The organism is Streptomyces sp. NPDC002156 (genome assembly GCF_053593675.1).
In genome coordinates, this window is record NZ_JBSFDA010000003.1 from 80,231 (window position 1) to 98,618 (window position 18,388).

Consider the following 18,388-nt stretch of genomic DNA (forward strand, 5'->3'; position numbering starts at 1 on the left):
CATATTCTGCAGATGTGGCGTGTGCCGCGCGGCCGGGGTCTGGTTCGGGCGGCACAGAAGGCAGGTGAAGGTGAGCACGGTCCCGCCGAGCACACCTACGACCGCAGCAAGGAGGAGCTGTGAACCACTCCGAGTGGAAGACCCGCGGGACGCGGAAGCTCCTGGGGGAGCAGGTGGAGGAGTCTTCCGCGTACGTGGAGGCCGGGTACGCGTTTGCTCTTGCCCAGGCCGTCCATGACCGCCGTACGGCGCTCGGTCTGTCGCAGGCCGAGCTGGCGCGGCGGGCAGGTATGACCCAGCCGCAGATCTCCAATATTGAGGGCGGAGACTCCGTGCCCACCTTGCCGTTGCTCACCCGCCTGGCGAAGGCCATGGACGCGTCGCTGACCATCGACCTGGACGGTGACCGCTCGGCCTTCGTCTTCACCGCGCATGACAGCGGTCGGTCGGACAACGCGTCATCCGGCGGACAGTCCTCGGTGGCCTGAGCCGGAGTTGCCCTTGACCTTGACCTTCCGCCGGGCGACGCCCACGCCCGATTGCGACCTCGTACCCCCTCAATGCCCCAACCCCGCACCCCCGTCCACCGGAATCACGGCCCCCCGCACATACCCGGCCCCCGCCCCCGCCACGAACGTCACCGCGTCCGCGATCTCGTCCGGGTGGCCGAGGCGGCCCGCCGGGGTCTGGCGGAGGAGGTCGCGGCGCTGGTCGGGGGTGAGGGCGGCGCTCATGTCTGTTTCCGTGAGGCCGGGGGAGACGACGTTGCACGTGATGTCCCTTGGGCCCAGTTCGCGGGTCAGGGAGCGGGCGAAGCCGATCAACCCCGCTTTCGCCGCCGCGTAGTTGGTCTGGCCGGCTGAGCCGTGCAGGGCTGCCGTCGAGGAGATCAGGACGATACGGCCGTGGCCCTCGCGGAGCATTCCGCGTACCGCGCGCTGGGTGACCCGGAAGGCGCCGGTGAGGTTGGTGTCGATGACCGAGGCGAAGTCGTCCTCCGTCATCCGGACCAGCAGACGGTCGTTCGAGGTGCCCGCGTTGGCGATCAGGACCGTCACCGGGCCGTGTGCCGCCTCGGCCTCCTTGAAGGCCTGATCCACTTGCTGACTGTCCGTCACATCGCAGCGTACGGACAGGAATCCCTCCGACGCCGGCGGCTTCCCGTCCCGGTACGTCACCGCGACCCGGTCGCCCGCCATCGCGAAACGGCGGGCTATCGCCAGCCCGATCCCCCTGTTCCCGCCGGTGACGAAAACCGAACGGGGCGTCGCCTGCGCCATCATGGCCTCGCTCTCCAAGTTCCTCTCCTCCACCCTCTGTTCCTCCTTCTCCTGGGGTGCGTCCGCTACGCGGAGTCCACCTTCGACGGGACGGCGGTTCGCGGTTTCGGTGGCCGCGTCCGCAGGCCCACCACCGACACCGCGAAGCCGATCAGGGCCAGGGCGGCGATGGAGAGAGTGGCCGCGTACATCGCGTCGAGGAAGGCCCGGTCGGCCGTCGTCGCCAGTTCGGGCAGGTGGAGGGAGTCGGCCAGGGAGCGGGCCGCCTCCGCGGACGTGCGGGCCTGCTCCGCGGCGGGGGCGGGCAACTCCCTTATCTCGGCAGGTAGTTCGGAGGTGTCCGACATCCTCGCCCGGTACACCCCCGACAGGATCGAACCCGCCATCGCCACCCCCAGCGTCCCGCCCACCTGACGCGTGACGCTGTTGACCGCCGACCCCGCGCCCGCCAGCTGCGGCGGCACCCCGCTCATCATCACGGCCGTGACCGGCGTGCCGACCAGGCCCATGCCGAAGCCCTGGATCCACAGCAGCGTGGCGATGAACCAGATCGGGGTTCCGCCGTCCAGCCAGGCGTACGCGATGTACGTGACCGCCGTGGCCAGGACCCCCGCCGCCACCGTCCAACGGGCTGTGAGCAGGCGGCTCATCGCCGGGGACGCCTGGCTGCCCAGGACTATGCCGATCGCGGCGGCGATCATCACCGTCCCGGCGTCGGCGGGGGAGAGGCCGCGCGGGCCCTGGAGGTAGAAGGCCGCGTAGAAGAGGTGCCCGGCCAGGGCCATGAACGCGATCAGCAGCACGACGCTGCCCGCCGCGAACCCGGGCTGCCGGAACAGCCGTACGTCCAGACTGGGGGCCGGTGACTTGCGCTGACCGGCCACGAACGCGGCCAGCAACGCGCCGCCCAGGAGGAGGGGGAGGAGGACGTGGGGGCCGTACCAGGTCCGGCCGTTGCCCAACTCGATGATCCCGTAGACGACTCCGCCGAGGCCCACGACCGACAGGGCCAGGCCGGGGAGATCCAACTGTCGGCGTCTCGGACTCTTCAACTCCGGTACGACGGCCGCCACTCCGGCCATGCACAGCGCCACGATCGGCACGTTCACGAGGAACACCGAGCCCCACCAGAAGTTGCTGAGCAGCGCCCCGCCGACCACCGGGCCCACGGCCACGCCCAGGCCGCTGGACGAACTCCAGATCGCGATCGCCCGCGTGCGTTTCTCCTCCGGGGTGCTCTGCACGATCACCGACAGCGTCGCCGGCATGAGCAGTGCGCTGCCCGCGCCCATCACGGCCCGCGCCACGATCAGCCAGCCGGGGGAGGAGACGAACGCGCCTGCTCCCGAGGCCGCGCCGAACAGCGCCAAGCCTGCCAGGAGCGTGGTCCGGGGGCCGAAACGGTCGGCCAGCGCGCCGCCCGCGAACAGGGCGCCCGCGAAGACGAGGGTGTACGCGCTCGCCACCCACTCCAACTCGGCCGGGGACGCGCCCAGTCCGTCGGCCGGGTCGGCCAGGGTGGTGACGGCGACGTTGAGGACCGAGGTGTCCAGCCAGATCAGCATCTGCGCGCAGACCACGACCAGGAGGACCGGCCAGGACGACCGGGGCTTCCCCGTACGGCTCGCACCGCCCGTACTGCCTGTACTGCCCGTACCGCTCACTCTCACTTTGCCCATCGGACGACGCCTCCGTTGCCCTCGTATGCGCGTAGCGCTCGGTCGATCAGGGCGTCCGCCGCGCCCGTGTAGCGGGTCGGGTCGAGCAGGTCCGAGAGGTGGGCTGGGGTGAGGTTCCCAGACAACTCCTCGTGCGTAGTGAGGAGTTCGGTCAGCGGGCGGCCCGTTTCCGCCGCCTCCGCCGATGTCGTCGCGAGGAGCTTCTTCGCCTTCGCCTTGCCGAGTACCGGGGCCAGTGCCACCGCCAAGCGCTCGGTCACGACGGCTCCGCCCGTCAGGCGGAGGTTGGCCAGCATGCGGTCCGGGTGGACGATCAGGCCCTCCGCCAGCTCCACCGCCGTGTACGCCGCGCCGCCCGAGAGGCGCAGTGCCTCCCGCAGTGGCTGCCATTCGGCGTGCCACGCCCCGGCCGGGCGTTCGTCCTCGGCCAGCAGGCACTGCGCCAACACCACTGCGTACGCCGGGACTTGGCGAGCCGCCGACACGATGAGCGTCGCGAGGGCCGGATTGCGTTTCTGCGGCATCGCCGACGAGGCTCCGCGTCCTGCCGCCGCCGGTTCGGAGACCTCGCCGATCTCCGTACGGGACATTGTCTGCACGTCCAGCGCGAACTTGCCGAGCGCTCCGGTGACCAGCTGAAGTACCGCACCCAGTTCGGCGATCGGCGTGCGTACGGTGTGCCAGGGGAGCGTCGGTTCGGCCAGGCCGAGGGCCTTCGCGAAGGGGGTCAGCAGCTCGACTCCGCCCGCACCCTCGGACGCTCTTGCCTCCCCGCCGTCGAGGGCCGCGTACTCGCGGTACGCCGCCAACGTGCCTGCTGCACCGCCGAGTTGGGCTGGAAGCGTGGCCGCCACCGCCACTACTCGCGTACGGGCGTCCATGACCAGTTGGAGCCAGGTCGCCGCCTTCAGACCGAGGGTGGTGGGTACCGCGTGCTGGGCCAGGGTGCGGCCGGCCAGCACGGTGTGGCGGTGGGTGTCGGCGAGTGCGGCCAGGGCGGCCGCTGTGCGTTCCAGGTCGGTGGAGATCAGGGTCAGGACGCGGCGGGCGATCAGCATCGCCGCCGAGTCGAGGATGTCCTGGCTGGTCGAACCCCGGTGGACGTACTCGGCGGCGGCCGGATCCTTGGCGGCCACCGCTTCGGTGAGGGCGGGGACAAGGGCCACGACCGGATTGGCGGCGGCCCGGGCCGCGTGCGCCAGGGCGACCAGGTCGAGGCGGTCCGCCCGGGCCTCCGAGACGATGGCCGCCAGAGCGGCCGCCGGTGTCAGGCCCACCGCGAACTGGGCCTGGGCCAAGGCCACTTCCACGTCCAGCATGGCCTGGAGCCACGCCTCGTCGGTCACCTCGGCCGCCGCCGGCGTACCCGCCCAGGTGGGGGCGAGCAGCCCCGCGTCGGTGCCGACGGAGGACGCGGACACCTTCCTCCCGCTCATGCTCATCGGCTCACCGACTCCCTGCACCTGATGTCTGACCGATCATCAATTCGGATGTGTGCGACGGCACTTCCGGCTCCGCCAGCCCCAGCACCGCCCGCGCGATCGCGTCCGAGTCCTCCAGCGTCACCGAGCCCACGCCAGGTCTGATGCCGACCGCCGTCACCCAGCGCACCCCCTCCGTCGGCACCCCGAAGGCGAACCGGCGCGGATGCGGACGCCCCGACGCGTCCAGCAGCCGGGGAGCGCCGTCGGTCACCGCCATCCCGCCCGACTCGTACGCCTCGTTCGACTTACGGCCACCCGGTCGGTACGGGACGCATTCGCCCTCCGCCAGCAGCCCCCGCACCAGCGGATCGGCGCTGCGCCGCACGTCGATGTCGGGCAGCCGCGCCTCGACGAGAGCCCTCACCAGTACCGGTGCCTCCGACACCCCCTCCGCGTCCACGAGGAAACCGGCCTCACGGACACCCCCTCCTTGACCCCCGTCGCCCGCCATCCGCACCCGCATCCCCGGCCCCACCACCTGCACCACCTCCGCCTCGATCAGCGCGATCAGCTGCTCGATCCGGAACGCGGGCGGGCCGATCGACGTGAACGCGTTCAACGGCGTGTACCAGCCGTCCAGTTCGGTCCGGTACGACGCACCGGAGACCCCGCCGTGGTCGACCACCAGCCGGACCTCGTTGCGCAGATCCCGGAGCGCGTCCAGCGCCGCCTTCAGCGGGCCGTTCACATTGCCGAGACGGGCGGCGACGACATCCCGGCGCAGATACCCGAGCAGCCACTCCCGGAAGTCGGCGCGGGAGGTGAAATGCCGTTCCCCGTACGGGCGTTCAACGCGCCGCCAGTCCCAGCGCTCGTCCGGCGGTACGTCGTACCGGTCGAGGAGGACCGGCTCGGGATCGCGCCCTGCGAAGCAGGACCGTACGAACTCCGCTGCCGCCCAGGGTCCTTGGGCGGCACGGATCCACGCCTCGTAGTAGACGGTCCGAACCTCGCGGTCGATCAGCGGCCAGATGTCCGCGCGGAAGCCGACCGGGCGCCGCCGAAGTCCGGCGATGACCTCCGGGGTGAGGAAGCGCGGGTGGTGGCGGCCGAGCGCGCCCTTCTCGTTCTCGCCGCGCGCGTGGTACGGCACCCCGCGCCGCGAACCGGCGTACAGCACAGGCTCGTTGCCGCTCGGGATGTAGACGAGACCCGCACCCCGGTCGCCCTGTTTGAAGGTGCCGCCCCGGCCTTCGGTGAGCAGCGCCAGCTGGTCGAAGAAGTTCAGCCCGAGCCCGCGCAGGGCGACCGGGGCGCCCGGCTGGATACCGCTCAGATCGGCGTCGGCAGGGTTGGCGGGACCGACGTAGGCCAGACCGGTGTGCCCGGCGGCGAAGGAGCGCAGCCGGCGTTCCTCCCCGCCCGGGGTCAACTCACCATGCCCCAGGGCCAGTACGACCGAGTCCATCCCGGCCAGTCGGCCGCCGTCCGCCAGGGTCACCGTCTGGCGTCCGTCCGGGGTGTCGGCCAGGGCGACGGCGGTCGAGCGGTGCGTGTGGACCGTGACCCGGTCGGGAGCCGTGCGTAACAGGTGCCGGAAGACCCACTCCAGGTAGTGGCCGTGGAAGGCGCGGGTCGGATACGTGTCCGGTCCCAGTTGCCGTGCCTCCGCCAGGACCCGGGCCGGGTACGACCCGGGTCCCAGGGCGCGCGCCCACTCGTACAGGCTCGGGCCCGGTATCGACGGGCCCGCGCACGGCACGCTGTCGTCGGTGAACAGGGTGACCTGGGAGGCGACCGTGTTCATCAGCAGCTCGGGCGGCTGGTCGGTGCGCCACACCGCGCCCGGCCCAGGCGGGTACGGGTCGACGAGGTGGACCACGACCGGGCGGCCGGCCTGGCCCGCGTTGGCGCAGAGCCGTTCCAGGACCGAGAGCCCGCGCGGACCGGCGCCGATCACACACACGGTGAGAACCTCACCCGGACTGGGCGCGGGTTCGGTCATTCCTGGCCCAGCCCGTCGCGCCAGCTCGGCCGCACCGGCTTCCAGCCAAGTGCCGTACGAGCCAGGGCATTTGACGCCCCGGACGCCGAGGTCAACTGGTGGGCCATGAACCAGCCGAGCAGCCGGGGTGCCATCGCCGCCGGAATCGTACGAGGGGGAGGGGCGCCCAGCGCGTCGGCATAGTGGGGCAACCACTGGGCGGCGGGGGCCGGTTCGTCGTCGGTGATGTGGAGGGCCCCGGTGGCCCCCGAGGACTCCACGGCCGCCACCGCCGCCCCCACGGCGTCCTCCACATGCAGGAACGAGGTGATGCCGGCCCCGCCCTCGGGCAGCGGCAACTTCCCCGCCAGCACTCGCTCAGCCGTCCCGCCGCCGGTACGGGCGTACGCGGTGCCGGGGCCGTACAGCGTCCCGTACCGCAGCACCAGCCCGCTCAACTCCGGGGAGCTGTCGAGAACTTGGGACTCCAGGTCGGCTACGGCCCGTACGGTGGCCGCCCAGCCCGGGTCCGGGGCATCCACGTACAGCGGCGCGCTCTCGTCGACGACCGCCTCCCCGGTCGGTGCGGCGGCGAAGGCGATGCTCTGTGCGACCAGCCGCCGGGCGCCGGCCGCGCGGGCCGCCGCGATCAGGTTGGCGGTGCCCTTGGTGCGCAACCGGGCGGTCCGCGCGAAGGCTTCGGGCGGGTCGTCGCGCAACAGCCGTAGCGCCGACAGCTGATGAACGACGACGTCGGGGCGTACGCCCTCCATGGCGGCCAGGAGCGCGTCCCGGTCGAGGGCGTCGGCGACCACGAGCGCGTCCGCCTCGGGGGCGCGGGCCCGGGACTCCTCCCGTACCAGCGCGCTGACTTGGTGGCCGCGCGCCCGTAACGCGCCCACCAGCGGATGTCCGACCACGCCAGTGGCTCCGGCGACAAGTATCCGCACGGTGCTCAGTCCTCCGTACCGTCGTGAGGGGCGGGATGTGCGTGAGTGAGGGGGGTGCGTACGCGCATCAGCAGGCGGCACGCCTTGTCGCCGTCGCGCAGACAGGTCTCGGCGCGGTTCTCGGTCAGGGTGACGCCGAGTCCCTCGGACCAGCCCGCGTGGATGTCGGTGCACGGGCAGCGGTAGCCGTCCAGCGAACCTGCCATCCGCACCATGGTGATCGCGAAGTTCCGGCGCAGCGTGAGGACGATCAGCCCGTCGTCCCCGTTGTCCTCCTCGACTTCCGTGGAGGCGTTGCGCAGTTCCGGCGGGAACATGCGGTCGCCGCAGTCGTCGTACCGGCGGCGGAGTTCCTCCAGGTCCTTGCGGGTGTCGCCGGTGTCGGGCAGCGGGCCGGCGAGACGGCCGACGCGCTGTCCGACGTGCGTCGCGACCTTGCGCAGCGCCTCGGCGTTCAGCTCGTTCGCGGCGTCCTGCCCGAACCGACTCGCCACCGCCTGGTACCAGTTGGCGTCGTGCTGCCACCAGAGCCGGTACGCCTCACCGGCCCGGGCACGGTGGTTGACGCCTTCGGTGCCCGCGTTCATCGGCGCTCCTCGGCGGCGGGGGCGGCAAAGGAGGTGGTGAAGCGGTCGCGCATGACCCGCTTGAGGACCTTGCCGGTGGCGCCCTTGGCGACATCGTCGGGCTTCATGCGCAGGGCGCGGGTCATCGGGGGGAAGCCGGCGGCTTTGAGGGCCATGTTCACGCGCTCGGTCAACTCCCCGTCGCCGAGGCGCTCTTCATCTGCACCGTCATCTTCATTGGAGAGCTGGAGCAGCGCGTACGCGTCCGCCACTCCGTCGCCGTCCCAGTCCGCCCGTACGCCGTCCTCGGCGACCCCGACGACCGTGCAGTCGGCCAGCTCGGGCAGTTCGCGGAGCAGGAGTTCTTCGGTGCGGGTGCTGAAGACGACGCCGGCGCGGGTGCGGATGGCGTCCGGGGCGCGGTCGAGGTGGTAGAAGTTGCCGTCCTCGTCCTGGTGGGCGAGGTCGCCGGTGAGCCAGTAGCCGCCGAGGCGCATACGGTTCCAGGTCAGCGAGTCGTTCCAGTAACCGGGCGTGAGCGTCGGGGACTTGAGGCCGAGGCGGCCGATCTCGCCGGGCGGCAGCGGGGTGCCGTCCTCGGCGAGTACGGCGGCCTCCGCGAAGCTGATCGGCCTGCCGACGCAGCGCGAGTAGGCCGAGGTGTCCTTGGTGTGCCGGTTGTGGAAGACGGAGTAGCCGGCCTCGGAGGAGCCGAGCCCGTCGACGAAGACAGAGCCGTCGACCCGTACCCGCCGCAGGTCCTTGCCGATGGTCTGGTGGCTGCCGTGCCGTACGAGGGCCCGGATGTGCGCCTCGTGCGCCGCGTCCCCGGTGTTGAACCACACCTGCACGCTGGACAGATCACGGTCCGTCAGATCCTCGGCGGCCATCTCGCCGAAGGTCCCGGCGAAGGCCAGCACGGTGGTGGGCCTGAACTCCTCGATGGCGTCCAGGACTTTGGTGCCGCGCTGGCTGGAGAGGAGTTTGATGTCGGTGCGCAGGAGCAGGCAGTACAGCAGCGTCGCCACCATCGCGTTGTGCGCGCCCGGGAGTCCGACCAGGGTGCGTTCCATGTCGGTGCCGGTGGAGTAGCGGAGGCGGTGCAACTGCGCGTACATCAGCGTGCGGTGGGTGTGCGGAACTCCCTTGGGCATACCGGTGGTTCCGGACGAGTGCGAGATGAGCACCGGGTCGGTGGGGTCGTGCCGGTAGGGGTAGGCGGGCGGGAGCGAGGCGCGGTGCTCGGGGCGGATGTCGGCGGCGGTCCCACGGAAGCCGAGGCCCGAGGCCGATCCGGATGCCGACGCCAGCACGTCGTGATGCTCCCGGTCAGTGAAGGCACCCACGGCGCCCTGCCGTCGTACGTACTCCCGCGCGATGTCCGGCGGCAGGTTGCCGTTGACGAACGACGGGATCGCGCCGAGGGACGTCAGCGCGAGGAAGTTCACCGCGAACTCGGCGCTGGAGTAGGAGTGGAGGGCGACGGGGTCACGGGGGCGGACACCCTGGGCGGCGTACCAGCCGGCGTATGTCTCGACGACCTCGCACAACTCCCCGAGGGTGAGCTGAGTGGGACAACTCCCGTCGGGGGCCCGCCAGTTGCCGTCCATGCGCAGGACGACCTCGTCGAGCGGACGCTCGTACGCCGCGAGCCGCGCCAGGACGTTACCGGCGCCCAGTTCGGTGTCGGAGCAGATCCGGGCCCGCTCCTGCCTACTGATGAGCATGGGTATGGGGCTCTCTTGTCTCGGTTGTCTCGGTGTGGATGGCGGCCAGCTCGAACAGGGTCTGGATGCTGCCGAGTTGGCCGGTCGTCGTTGTGGTGGGCCGGACCGGAACCTGCGACGCCCCGCTGTCTCCGGGCCGCCCGAGCAGCACGGCCGCCGCCAGGCCCGCGGAGGCGGGAAGGGCCGGCAGCACCGGACGCCCGCTGTACTCGGCGTACTCGGCGGCCAGTTCACGGTGCACGGCGGCCACGCGCTCGCCGCCCCCCAGCTCCACACCGAGCACCAGAACCCGCTCCAGCTCCGGGTCCTCCAGCAACAGGTCGGCCATGGAGAGGAGTTCGGTCAGTGGGTCGGCGAGGGTGGAGAGGCTGAACATCTGGCCGGTGATCCCGAACTCCCGACTCATGTGCCCCAGCACGGAGTTGGCGGTGGCCTGCATGAACAGCAGCGGGTTGTGGACCCGCCCGGACACCATGCGCGAGCTGGCCAGATCGGCGGTGGTGGTGTCACCCGCCAGGCTGACCAGCGCCACGGCGGTACGGTCCCCGTCCCCGGGGCAGGCGGTCAGGCACCTTGCGGCGACCTCGTAAGCCAGCGGACTGAACGCCGACTCCACGAAGCCCGGCAGTTTCGGCAGCGCGATGTCGTCGTCCCGACCGGTGCCGTGGGTGGCGATGGCGGCGGCGAGGACGGAAAGGGAGGGGGAGGCGGGCAGGACCGCGGAGTCGGTCGTGGTCGTCATGGCCGCTCCAGGACGAGTGCGGTGTTGGCGCCCCCGAAGGCGGCGTTGATGGTGAGGGCGCGGCGAGGATCGGCGGGGCGGGGCTTGTTCGGTACGTAGTCGAGGTCGCACTCCGGGTCGGGGGTGCCGTATCCGGCGGTCGGCGGGAGTACGCCGTCCAGCAGGGCGAGCATCGTGATCACGAACTCCACGACGCCCGCGGCCTCCAGGAGGTGGCCGGTGGTGCTCTTGGTCGAGCTGACCGGTATCGACTCGGCGCGCTTCCCGAAGGCGGCACGCAGACCGCGCGTCTCGGCGCCGTCGTTGTACTTGGTGCCGGTGCCATGGGCGTTGATGTAGTCGAGGGACGCCCCGTCCGGATCCCCGGCCAGCCGCAACGCCTGCCGCGCGGCGCGCGCGAGGCCGGCACCCTCCGGGTGGGGCTGGGCGATGTGGTGGGCGTCGGTGGCGGCGCCCCACCCGACGACGGACGCGAGCGGCCGGGCCCCGCGCCGCCGGGCGTGCTCGGCGGACTCCAGCACGACGGCCGCGACACCGTCGCCGAGCAGCAGCCCACTCCGCTCGGCACTGAACGGACGTACCATCCCGTCCCGCGACAGCGCCCGCCCGGAGTCGAACTTCCCGAAGGTCTCCTCCTCGACGAGATACCCACCCGCACAGACAGCGACATCGACCCGCCCGGACGAGATCAGCCGACACCCATGAATAAGGGCGGCAGCGGAGGCGACACAGGCATTGGTGAAGGTGAGCCGGGGGCCGTTCAGACCGAGGTGGCTCGCGAGCAACTCGGCGAGCCGAGCAGGCACGGCGTCGGCGAGGTGGGAGGCGGTGTCCGCGCGGCTTCTGTCCAATTCCGCCGCGTGCAGCGCCCCGACAGGGGCGCGGGGCTGTGACATTTGCGGCTCCGCCGCGTGGGCGCGACCAGCCACAACGGACCCGCGCGCGACATACGACCCATCGCGCGCCCCAGAATCCCCGGCCCCCCGCCAATACCGGGTAACACTCCGATGATCCCCGGCAACCCCAAGCAGTACCGCAGCCTCGGCCCCCACCCCGAGCCCGGCCATGCTCAGGGCATCGTCTCCACACCGCCCGAGCGCATGCCGCAACGCCCACCCCTCCACCGCGCCGACACCGTCGGGCTCGGCTGCCGCGAACGCCGTACGGTACGGCCCGGTATCGAACCGCGTAGTGGGCCGAAACGCCGGCACCCCCGCGAACACCCCGCGCCGCAAGGCATCCGCACCCTCACCGAACGCGGTCCGGACGCCATACCCGGTGACCGCCACTTCACGACTCACCCCGAACGCCCCCTTCCTGGGCGCCCCGCAGGTATCCAGTGAGCCGCCGGAGCGACGTGAGCCCGGCGATCTCCTCGTCGCTGGGCTCGACGACCAGCCCGTACCGCTCCTCCACCACATGGAGCAGCCACACCAACCCCAGGGAATCCAGGACGAGTTCGGCGTCCTCGCCGAGATCGTCGGGCAGCCCGGGGAACACCTTCCGGTCGGACAGCAACTCCCGTACGGAGTCGATGGTGATGTCGGTGCCGGTACCGGCGGCCCCCGTACTCGTACTCATGCCTTCGCACCGCGTCGGACGACCTCGGCGACGAGCCCGCCGAGGGTCAGGGTGGCCAGGGGTTCGATGTCGGTGTCCGGGATCTCGACCCCGAACCGCGACTCCAGCCGCAGGGTGAGTTCGATCAGGCTCAGGGAGTCGACATCCAGCCCACCGACGGTCACCGGACTGTCGTCCGTGATGCCGTCGCGGCTCATCAGGATGTTCATGTCGTCAATGACCGCGCCCAGAACAAACTCGCGGATCTCGTCTTCCAAGGTAGACGTACTCATGATCAACTTCTCCAGAGAAGGGGGTAGTAAAGCGCCCCGTTTTTAGGGGCGCGAGGAACTGCGCGACAAGCCACAACGGGCCGGCAGATACCAGACAACCTGCGGAAGCGCCTTACCCGGACCCACGCAACAGGGCGGCCTGCCGCACCAACTTCCCGTTGGAAGTACGAGGCAGCGAATCCAACACCCGCACAACCCGAGGCACCTTGAAATCAGCCACCCGCTCCCGACACCACCGCACCAACTCCTCGGCGGAAGGCCGTTCGAAACCCGCGCGCAGCGCGACATACGCCTCGGTCACGCCCTCGTGAACCAGCACCGCCTGCTCAACGGCAGGATGTTCGCGGAGTACGTTCTCCACCTCGGTGAGATCCACCTTGAGCCCGCCGATGACGACGAGGGAGTCGGCCCGCCCCCGCACGAACACCGCGCCGGTCACGTCGACCTCGGCCCGGTCCCGGGTGTGCAGCCAACCGTCGGCGTACTGCGTACCGCCCGAGTCGAAGAGGTATGGCGACTCGTCGAGGGCGACGTCGAGTTCGCCCCGTTCGACACGCACCACCACACCCGGCGCCGCCCGCCCGACGGACGGCCGCAGCGTGCCACCGACGTCGATGGCGACGATGCCGGTCTCCGTGGTGCCGTACGCCTCACCCACCCCCACGCCGTACCGCCGCGCGAACTCCGCCGCGACCTGCGGGGGCATGATCTCGCCGCCCGACACCGCGACCCGCAGGTCGGGGAGGGCGCCGGGATCGGTGGCGGCGGCGAGGAGTTCGTAGTGCGTGGGGACGCCGAACACGGCGGTGATCCGGTGTTCGCGCGCGGTCCGCAGGATGTCGCGGGCGGAGACGCGGGGCGCGAAGACGACGGAGACGCCGGCGGCGAGCGAGTACAGCAGACCGCCGATCAGACCGAAGCTGTGCGCGGTCGAACTGAGCAGCAGCAGCCGGTCGCCCTTGACCGGCATACCCGGGACCCCGGCGAACCGGTCCACCTCGGTGGCGAGCGAACGGGCCGTCCTGCCGATGACTTTCGGCCGCCCGGTGGAGCCGGAGCTGAACTGGACGAGCCGGTGCCCTGTGGTGGCCGGGAGCCCGGTTCGGCGCCGCTCGGTGAGCACCTCGTACTCGGACCGGAAACCGAACGTGGCCCGGACGTTGGACCCGGCGCTGACCATGAACTGCGGCCGGCAGGAGCCGCACAGCGCGGCTACCTCCGGCGGCTTGAGCCGGAAGTCGAAGAGCAGCACCTGCGCGCCGAGCCGCCACAGGGCGAGCAGTACCTCGATCTGCGTGAAACTGGGCGGAGTCCGCAGCCCCACGGTGGAGCCCGGCCCGATGCCGTACCCGGCGAAGACGGCGGCCTGTTTGCTCACCCGCTCGCGTAACTCGCCTCGGGTGACCGTCTCCTGTTGGTGCGTCAGATACGGCAGCCGGTCGTCGTGCGCGTCGAACAGCCGCCGCACGAGATCGGTCAGGTCCGATCCCGAGCCCTTGTCTTCGAGTTCGCCCATCGAACCTCAGACCTCCTTGCAGAACTCGCCGATGGGCAGCCCCACATGGCGTTTGTCGGCGGCCAGATAGCCGAGCAACTCGTCCCCGGTCTGCAGCTCGGTGACGTTGAGGACCTTCCCGCCCGGGCCGAGCACCCGTACATGCCAGTCGTCCTGCACGGTCAGACTGACCAGCCGGCCGTCCTCGGCATGGGTACGGATCTCCAGCAGCGGCCGGGATTCGAGCTTCGCCCGCCCGACGACGACCCGCCGGGTACGCCCGTCGGCGCCGACGGCGAGCAGCGCGCTGCCCGAGCCGACCTCGCTGAGGTAGTTCGTACGGTTGTCAGGGCCGAGCGTGTACGAGTGCAGGGCACCGGCGTTGACCCGGAACGGCCTGGTCGGCATGTACGGAAGCGGGTGTGTCTCGCTGCAGCACAGCACGAACCCGGAGGAGTAGGAGCCGACGAGGATGCCCTCGTCCTCCTCGAAGTGCGAGCAGGTGTCGACACAGACCCGGTCACCGAGTCCGACGTGCCGGATGCTCTCCACGGTCAGCGTGGACAGCTCCAGTTGGGGCGTCGTCGCCTCCAACAGCCGGGCCAGCGCGAACACTTCGTCGGCGCTGCGGGGCGTGAAGAGGATGCCGTCCGAGCCGCGCTCCAGCACGTCGAAGACGATCGCCGCCTCCTCCAGACCGTCGACGACCGTCACCAGCTTGCCCTCGGCGGACTCGGCCGCCGCGAGCACGATCTCCAGCGGGATCTTGGTCGGATCGGCGAAGTGGATGACCGTGTACGGCAGCACCATGGCGCCCGCGCAGGACAGTTGGAGGGTGCGGTCGTCCCGTACGTCGATGAAGCCGGAGACCTGCTTGTCAGTGGAGGCGCGGTGATCGGAGGCGAGGGCGTCCAGCTCGTCCTGGGTGGAGAACTTCCGCAGGAGCACGTCGATTCCGGAGCCGGACGGCGAAGTACCGCCCCCGGACGGGGACTTGGCCTCCTTGTCCCCGGCCTTCGCCTCCTTCGGCTCCTTGTCGCCGAGCTTCTTCACCGCCGCAGTCGCAGGCCCCCCTGGAACCAGCACCCGCGTGACAGTCGGCGGCAAGGTCCCGAGCAACTCCGCGTCGGAGGCGACAACTCCCGCCATCCGGGCGTGGATTGCCGCGTCCACCACCGCCTGGAGCTGCGGACGGGGAACCTCACGCAGGTCGATCCATGCGAACCTCATGCCACTCCTGCCACGATCGTCGAGTAATTAGTCATGCGCATGTCACCAGGGAGTCCGTCGTTGCCGTGCACGACCGCCGACAGCCGGGACACCAGTGCGGCGGGCGCGGGGGAGGAGAAGATCCGGCGCCCGATGGCCAGCCCCCGGCAGCCGGTCGCCATCACGGCGGTGCCGTACTCGACGAGGTCGGTGCCGTCCGGGGGGCCGCCGGCCGCGAGGACGGGGATCGGACTGTTGGCCACCACCTCGGCCATCCGCTCGATCGGCAGGGCGACGGAGGTCTTCACCATGTCCGCGCCCAGGTCGGCGGCGACGTTGGCCAGGTGGGAGAGAAGGGCCGGGTCGCGCGGGTCCTCGATCCGGGGGCCGCGCGGATACACCATCGCGATGAGCGGCATGCCCCACGCGTCGCAGGACCGGGCCACCGCCCCCAGGTCGGCCAGTTGCTGGGCCTCGGTGTCCGAGCCGATGTTCACATGGACGCTGACCGCGTCCGCGCCGAGTGTCAGCGCCTCCTCGACGTCGGCGACCAGCACCTTGGCGTGGACGTCGGCGGAGCAGGCGGTGCTGGCGCTCAGATGCACCACGAGCGCGCAGCTCCTCAGGATGTCCGGGGAGAAGGAGCGGGCGCGTCCCTTGTGGACGATGATCCCGTCGGCGCCGCCGGCCACCAGGGCCCGCAGCAGGTCGTCCCATTTGTCGGCGGGGACGATTGGACCGTCCGAAACGCTGTGGTCGAGAGGTATGAGCAGATGGCGGTCGTCACCCGCGAGCGAAAGTCTTCTCAAGCGTAATTGCTTGCCCGTTTTCAGCATGGGAATTGTGATTCTCCGTGTCCGAAAATCGATGGTTGTAGAACTTTCAAGTTATGCGGACACGAGCATTCTCGTGTGACTGCTGGTTGGCAAGGTGTAACCGTCGGTAAATTTTTATACGGCTGGCGGCATGAATATTGACAGCCAATTGACAGGAAGTGTTTCTTGTCGAAATTTAATATCGATGATTAGGGTGACTCCCCTCCCCAATCAGGACCACCTCAGGACCTGGAAGTGACCCCCCATGCCTGAATTACCGACAATGACCGTTTCCCCACAACGGTCGGAAAAGACCGAGGCGCCGAAAGTCGCCGTCGCGAGTCTCGTCGGCACGACGATCGAGTACTACGACTTCGCCGTGTACGGCACCGCCTCCGCACTCGTCCTCGGCCCCGCCTTCTTCCCCTCCGGCAACGCGACCCTCTCGTCCCTGGCCGCGTTCCTCACCTTCTCCGCGGCGTTCCTCTCCCGCCCCCTCGGCGTCGTCCTGTTCGGCACGATCGGTGACCGGCTCGGGCGAAGACAGGCCCTGGTCGTCTCCCTGCTGCTGATGGGCGTGGCCACGGTCGGCGTGGGTCTGCTGCCCACGTACGAGACCGCCGGACTCCTCGCCCCCGTACTGCTGGTGACACTCCGTCTGCTCCAGGGCGTCAGCATGGGCGGCGAGTGGGGCGGGGCGGTGCTGCTCGCCGCCGAACACGCGCCGCCGGGCCGCCGCGCGCTGTACGCGTCGATCCCGAACATCGGCCCCTCGCTCGGCTTCCTGCTCTCCACCGCGGTCATCCTGCCCACCATGAACATCGTGGGCATGGAGGGCTTCACCGACTGGGCCTGGCGCATCCCGTTCCTGCTCAGCACCGTGCTCGTCGTGGTCGGCCTGTGGGTGCGGGCGACGGTGTCCGAGTCCCCGGTCTTCAAGGCCAGGACACACACGCCCCAGCCTGAGTCGGCGCCCCGCTTCCCGCTGGGCACGCTCGTCAAGCAGTACCCCGGCCGGCTGCTGCTCGGCACCGGCGCGGCGATCGGCGGCTCGGCCGTCTACTACCTGACGATCGTCTACAGCCTCTCCTACGGCCCACAGCAACTCGGCATCCCCCGGAACACGATGCTGACGGCGGCGAGCATCGGCGCGGCGGCCGGAATCGCGATCACCCTCCCGGTGGCCAGGCTGTCCGACCCGATCGGCCGCCGCCCGCTGATGCTGGCCGGGGCCGTCGGCAGCGTGGTGTGGGCGATACCCATGTACGCCTCGCTCAGCTCACGCAACGGGCTGGTGATCACCGGCGCCTACACGGTCGGCCTGATGTTCCTCGCGCTGATGTTCTCCCCGGTGGCGGCCTTCCTCCCGGAACTGTTCCCGGCCCGGATGCGCTACACCGGCGCCTCCGCCGCGTTCATCCTGGCCAACACCTTCGGCGGCGGCTTCGCCCCGTCGGTCGCCACCTGGCTGAACAGCCACTGGGAATCCCCGCTGGTCCTCGGCTTCTACACGGGTGGCCTCTGCCTGGTGAGCCTCCTGTGCCTGCTGGCGCTGCCGGAGACCCGGGAGCACGAGTTCGACGCCTGAGGCCGACAGGGGGCCAGGAGTCAGAAGTCCCGGGCTCCTGGCCCCTTTCCTCCTTTCCTCCTTTTCTCCTGTCCTTTGTCCCCTGTCGGCTCAGCTCTCGGCTCAGCGGGAGGTGAGGGAGGTCTCGGACTCGACGCGGGTGAGCTTCTCGGGGTTGCGGACGTAGTAGAGACCCGTGACCCGGTCGTCCTCCATCCGGACGGCCAGTACGCCGTCGATCACGCCGTCCACGCGCAGGACGAGCCCGGGGTTGCCGTTGACCGTCGTGGGCTCACCGGTGAGAGTGCCGCCGGCCTTGCCCGCGCTGCCCGCCATGTAGCGGAGCACCTTGTCGACGCCGACGACCGGCTTCAGGGCCGCCATCCTGAGCCCGCCGCCGTCGCTGACGAAGACGACGTCCGGGGCGAGCACGTCGAGCAGCCCCTGGAGGTCCCCGGTCGCGAGCGCCCGCTGGAACGAGTCCAGCGCCGCCCGGGTCTCCTCCGGGGAGACGGGTGTGCGCGGTCGGCGGGCGTCGACGTGCTTGCGGGCGCGGTAGGCCATCTGACGGGTCGCGGAGGGGGACTTGCCGATCACGGCCGCGATGTCCTCGTAGCCGAAGTCGAAGACCTCGTGCAGGACGAAGACGGCGCGCTCGGTCGGCGAGAGGGTTTCGAGGACGAACATCAGGGCGAGCGACAGGCTCTCGGACAGCACGACGTCCTCGGCCACGTCCGGCGCGGTGAGCAGCGGCTCGGGCAGCCAGGGTCCGACGTAGGACTCCTTGCGCCGTTTCAGGGTGCGCAGCCGGTTGAGCGCCTGGCGGGTCGTGATCCGCACCAGGTACGCGCGCGGGTCGTGCACCCCGGCCAGGTCGACCTCGGCCCAGCGCAGCCAGGCCTCCTGGAGGACGTCCTCGGCGTCCGCCGCCGAGCCGAGCATCTCGTAGGCGACGGTGAACAACAGGTCCCGGTGGGCGACGAAGGCCTCGGTCGCGGGGTCGATGACCGGGCCGGGGTCGGGGACAGGGTCGGTGACGTGGTCGTCCATGTCGTGCGCTTACCTCTCTCGCGGTCGGTCCCCCATGCCGGACGGAC

At 70.6% G+C, this 18,388-nt stretch carries 17 protein-coding genes; 2 read left to right on the plus strand and 15 right to left on the minus strand.

The window, feature by feature from the left end; all coding sequences use genetic code 11:
* The first annotated feature begins 119 nt into the window (after positions 1 to 119).
* On the plus strand, positions 120 to 488 hold the full coding sequence (locus ACWCRB_RS02670; protein WP_450994263.1) for a helix-turn-helix domain-containing protein: 369 nt from the start codon (positions 120 to 122) through the stop codon (positions 486 to 488).
* Between the two features lie 69 nt (positions 489 to 557).
* On the opposite strand, the gene fabG is transcribed toward ACWCRB_RS02670, so the two are convergent.
* The 14 genes from fabG to ACWCRB_RS02740 form a co-directional block, all read right to left on the minus strand.
* On the minus strand, positions 558 to 1,280 hold the full coding sequence (gene fabG, locus ACWCRB_RS02675; RefSeq protein WP_450994335.1) for a 3-oxoacyl-ACP reductase FabG: 723 nt from the start codon (positions 1,278 to 1,280) through the stop codon (positions 558 to 560).
* 65 nt (positions 1,281 to 1,345) lie between these two features.
* Complete coding sequence (locus ACWCRB_RS02680) at positions 1,346 to 2,959, minus strand: MFS transporter (protein WP_450994264.1); 1,614 nt, start codon at positions 2,957 to 2,959, stop codon at positions 1,346 to 1,348.
* Positions 2,947 to 4,401: a class-II fumarase/aspartase family protein gene (locus ACWCRB_RS02685; RefSeq protein ID WP_450994265.1), complete on the minus strand. Its 1,455-nt coding sequence runs from the start codon at positions 4,399 to 4,401 to the stop codon at positions 2,947 to 2,949. The genes ACWCRB_RS02680 and ACWCRB_RS02685 overlap by 13 nt, the downstream gene beginning before the upstream one ends.
* A gap of 4 nt (positions 4,402 to 4,405) precedes the next feature.
* On the minus strand, positions 4,406 to 6,388 hold the full coding sequence (locus tag ACWCRB_RS02690) for an FAD/NAD(P)-binding protein (protein WP_450994266.1): 1,983 nt from the start codon (positions 6,386 to 6,388) through the stop codon (positions 4,406 to 4,408).
* On the minus strand, positions 6,385 to 7,317 hold the full coding sequence (locus ACWCRB_RS02695; RefSeq protein WP_450994267.1) for an NAD-dependent epimerase/dehydratase family protein: 933 nt from the start codon (positions 7,315 to 7,317) through the stop codon (positions 6,385 to 6,387). Before ACWCRB_RS02695 ends, ACWCRB_RS02690 begins: the two co-directional genes overlap by 4 nt.
* 5 nt (positions 7,318 to 7,322) lie before the next feature.
* Entirely contained in the window at positions 7,323 to 7,904 is a 582-nt protein-coding gene (locus ACWCRB_RS02700) for a hypothetical protein (RefSeq protein ID WP_450994268.1), read from the minus strand.
* Entirely contained in the window at positions 7,901 to 9,610 is a 1,710-nt protein-coding gene (locus ACWCRB_RS02705; RefSeq protein WP_450994269.1) for an AMP-binding protein, read from the minus strand. The genes ACWCRB_RS02700 and ACWCRB_RS02705 overlap by 4 nt, the downstream gene beginning before the upstream one ends.
* Positions 9,597 to 10,352 carry a hypothetical protein gene (locus ACWCRB_RS02710; protein WP_450994270.1) on the minus strand — a complete coding sequence of 252 codons (756 nt, stop codon included), beginning with the start codon at positions 10,350 to 10,352 and terminating at the stop codon, positions 9,597 to 9,599. The genes ACWCRB_RS02705 and ACWCRB_RS02710 overlap by 14 nt, the downstream gene beginning before the upstream one ends.
* Positions 10,349 to 11,653 (minus strand): beta-ketoacyl-[acyl-carrier-protein] synthase family protein, encoded by a 1,305-nt coding sequence (locus ACWCRB_RS02715; protein WP_450994271.1) that lies wholly within the window; start codon positions 11,651 to 11,653, stop codon positions 10,349 to 10,351. Before ACWCRB_RS02715 ends, ACWCRB_RS02710 begins: the two co-directional genes overlap by 4 nt.
* Complete coding sequence (locus tag ACWCRB_RS02720; protein WP_369030183.1) at positions 11,643 to 11,933, minus strand: acyl carrier protein; 291 nt, start codon at positions 11,931 to 11,933, stop codon at positions 11,643 to 11,645. The genes ACWCRB_RS02715 and ACWCRB_RS02720 overlap by 11 nt, the downstream gene beginning before the upstream one ends.
* Positions 11,930 to 12,205 carry an acyl carrier protein gene (locus ACWCRB_RS02725; RefSeq protein WP_450994272.1) on the minus strand — a complete coding sequence of 92 codons (276 nt, stop codon included), beginning with the start codon at positions 12,203 to 12,205 and terminating at the stop codon, positions 11,930 to 11,932. Before ACWCRB_RS02725 ends, ACWCRB_RS02720 begins: the two co-directional genes overlap by 4 nt.
* 112 nt (positions 12,206 to 12,317) lie before the next feature.
* Positions 12,318 to 13,721: a class I adenylate-forming enzyme family protein gene (locus ACWCRB_RS02730; protein WP_450994273.1), complete on the minus strand. Its 1,404-nt coding sequence runs from the start codon at positions 13,719 to 13,721 to the stop codon at positions 12,318 to 12,320.
* 6 nt (positions 13,722 to 13,727) lie between these two features.
* Positions 13,728 to 14,930, minus strand: coding sequence for a 3-dehydroquinate synthase II family protein (locus ACWCRB_RS02735; RefSeq protein WP_450994274.1), 1,203 nt, complete (start codon positions 14,928 to 14,930; stop codon positions 13,728 to 13,730).
* The gene (locus tag ACWCRB_RS02740) at positions 14,927 to 15,745 is read right to left on the minus strand and encodes a 2-amino-3,7-dideoxy-D-threo-hept-6-ulosonate synthase (protein WP_450994275.1); all 819 of its coding nucleotides are present in this window, start codon (positions 15,743 to 15,745) and stop codon (positions 14,927 to 14,929) included. Before ACWCRB_RS02740 ends, ACWCRB_RS02735 begins: the two co-directional genes overlap by 4 nt.
* Positions 15,746 to 15,989: 244 nt before the next feature.
* On the opposite strand from ACWCRB_RS02740, the gene ACWCRB_RS02745 reads away from it, so the two are divergent.
* The gene (locus ACWCRB_RS02745; protein WP_450994276.1) at positions 15,990 to 17,312 is read left to right on the plus strand and encodes an MFS transporter; all 1,323 of its coding nucleotides are present in this window, start codon (positions 15,990 to 15,992) and stop codon (positions 17,310 to 17,312) included.
* 102 nt (positions 17,313 to 17,414) lie between these two features.
* Here the strand turns inward: ACWCRB_RS02745 and ACWCRB_RS02750 are convergent, their stop codons facing one another.
* The gene (locus ACWCRB_RS02750; protein ID WP_450994277.1) at positions 17,415 to 18,341 is read right to left on the minus strand and encodes an RNA polymerase sigma-70 factor; all 927 of its coding nucleotides are present in this window, start codon (positions 18,339 to 18,341) and stop codon (positions 17,415 to 17,417) included.
* Between the last annotated feature and the right edge of the window lie 47 nt (positions 18,342 to 18,388).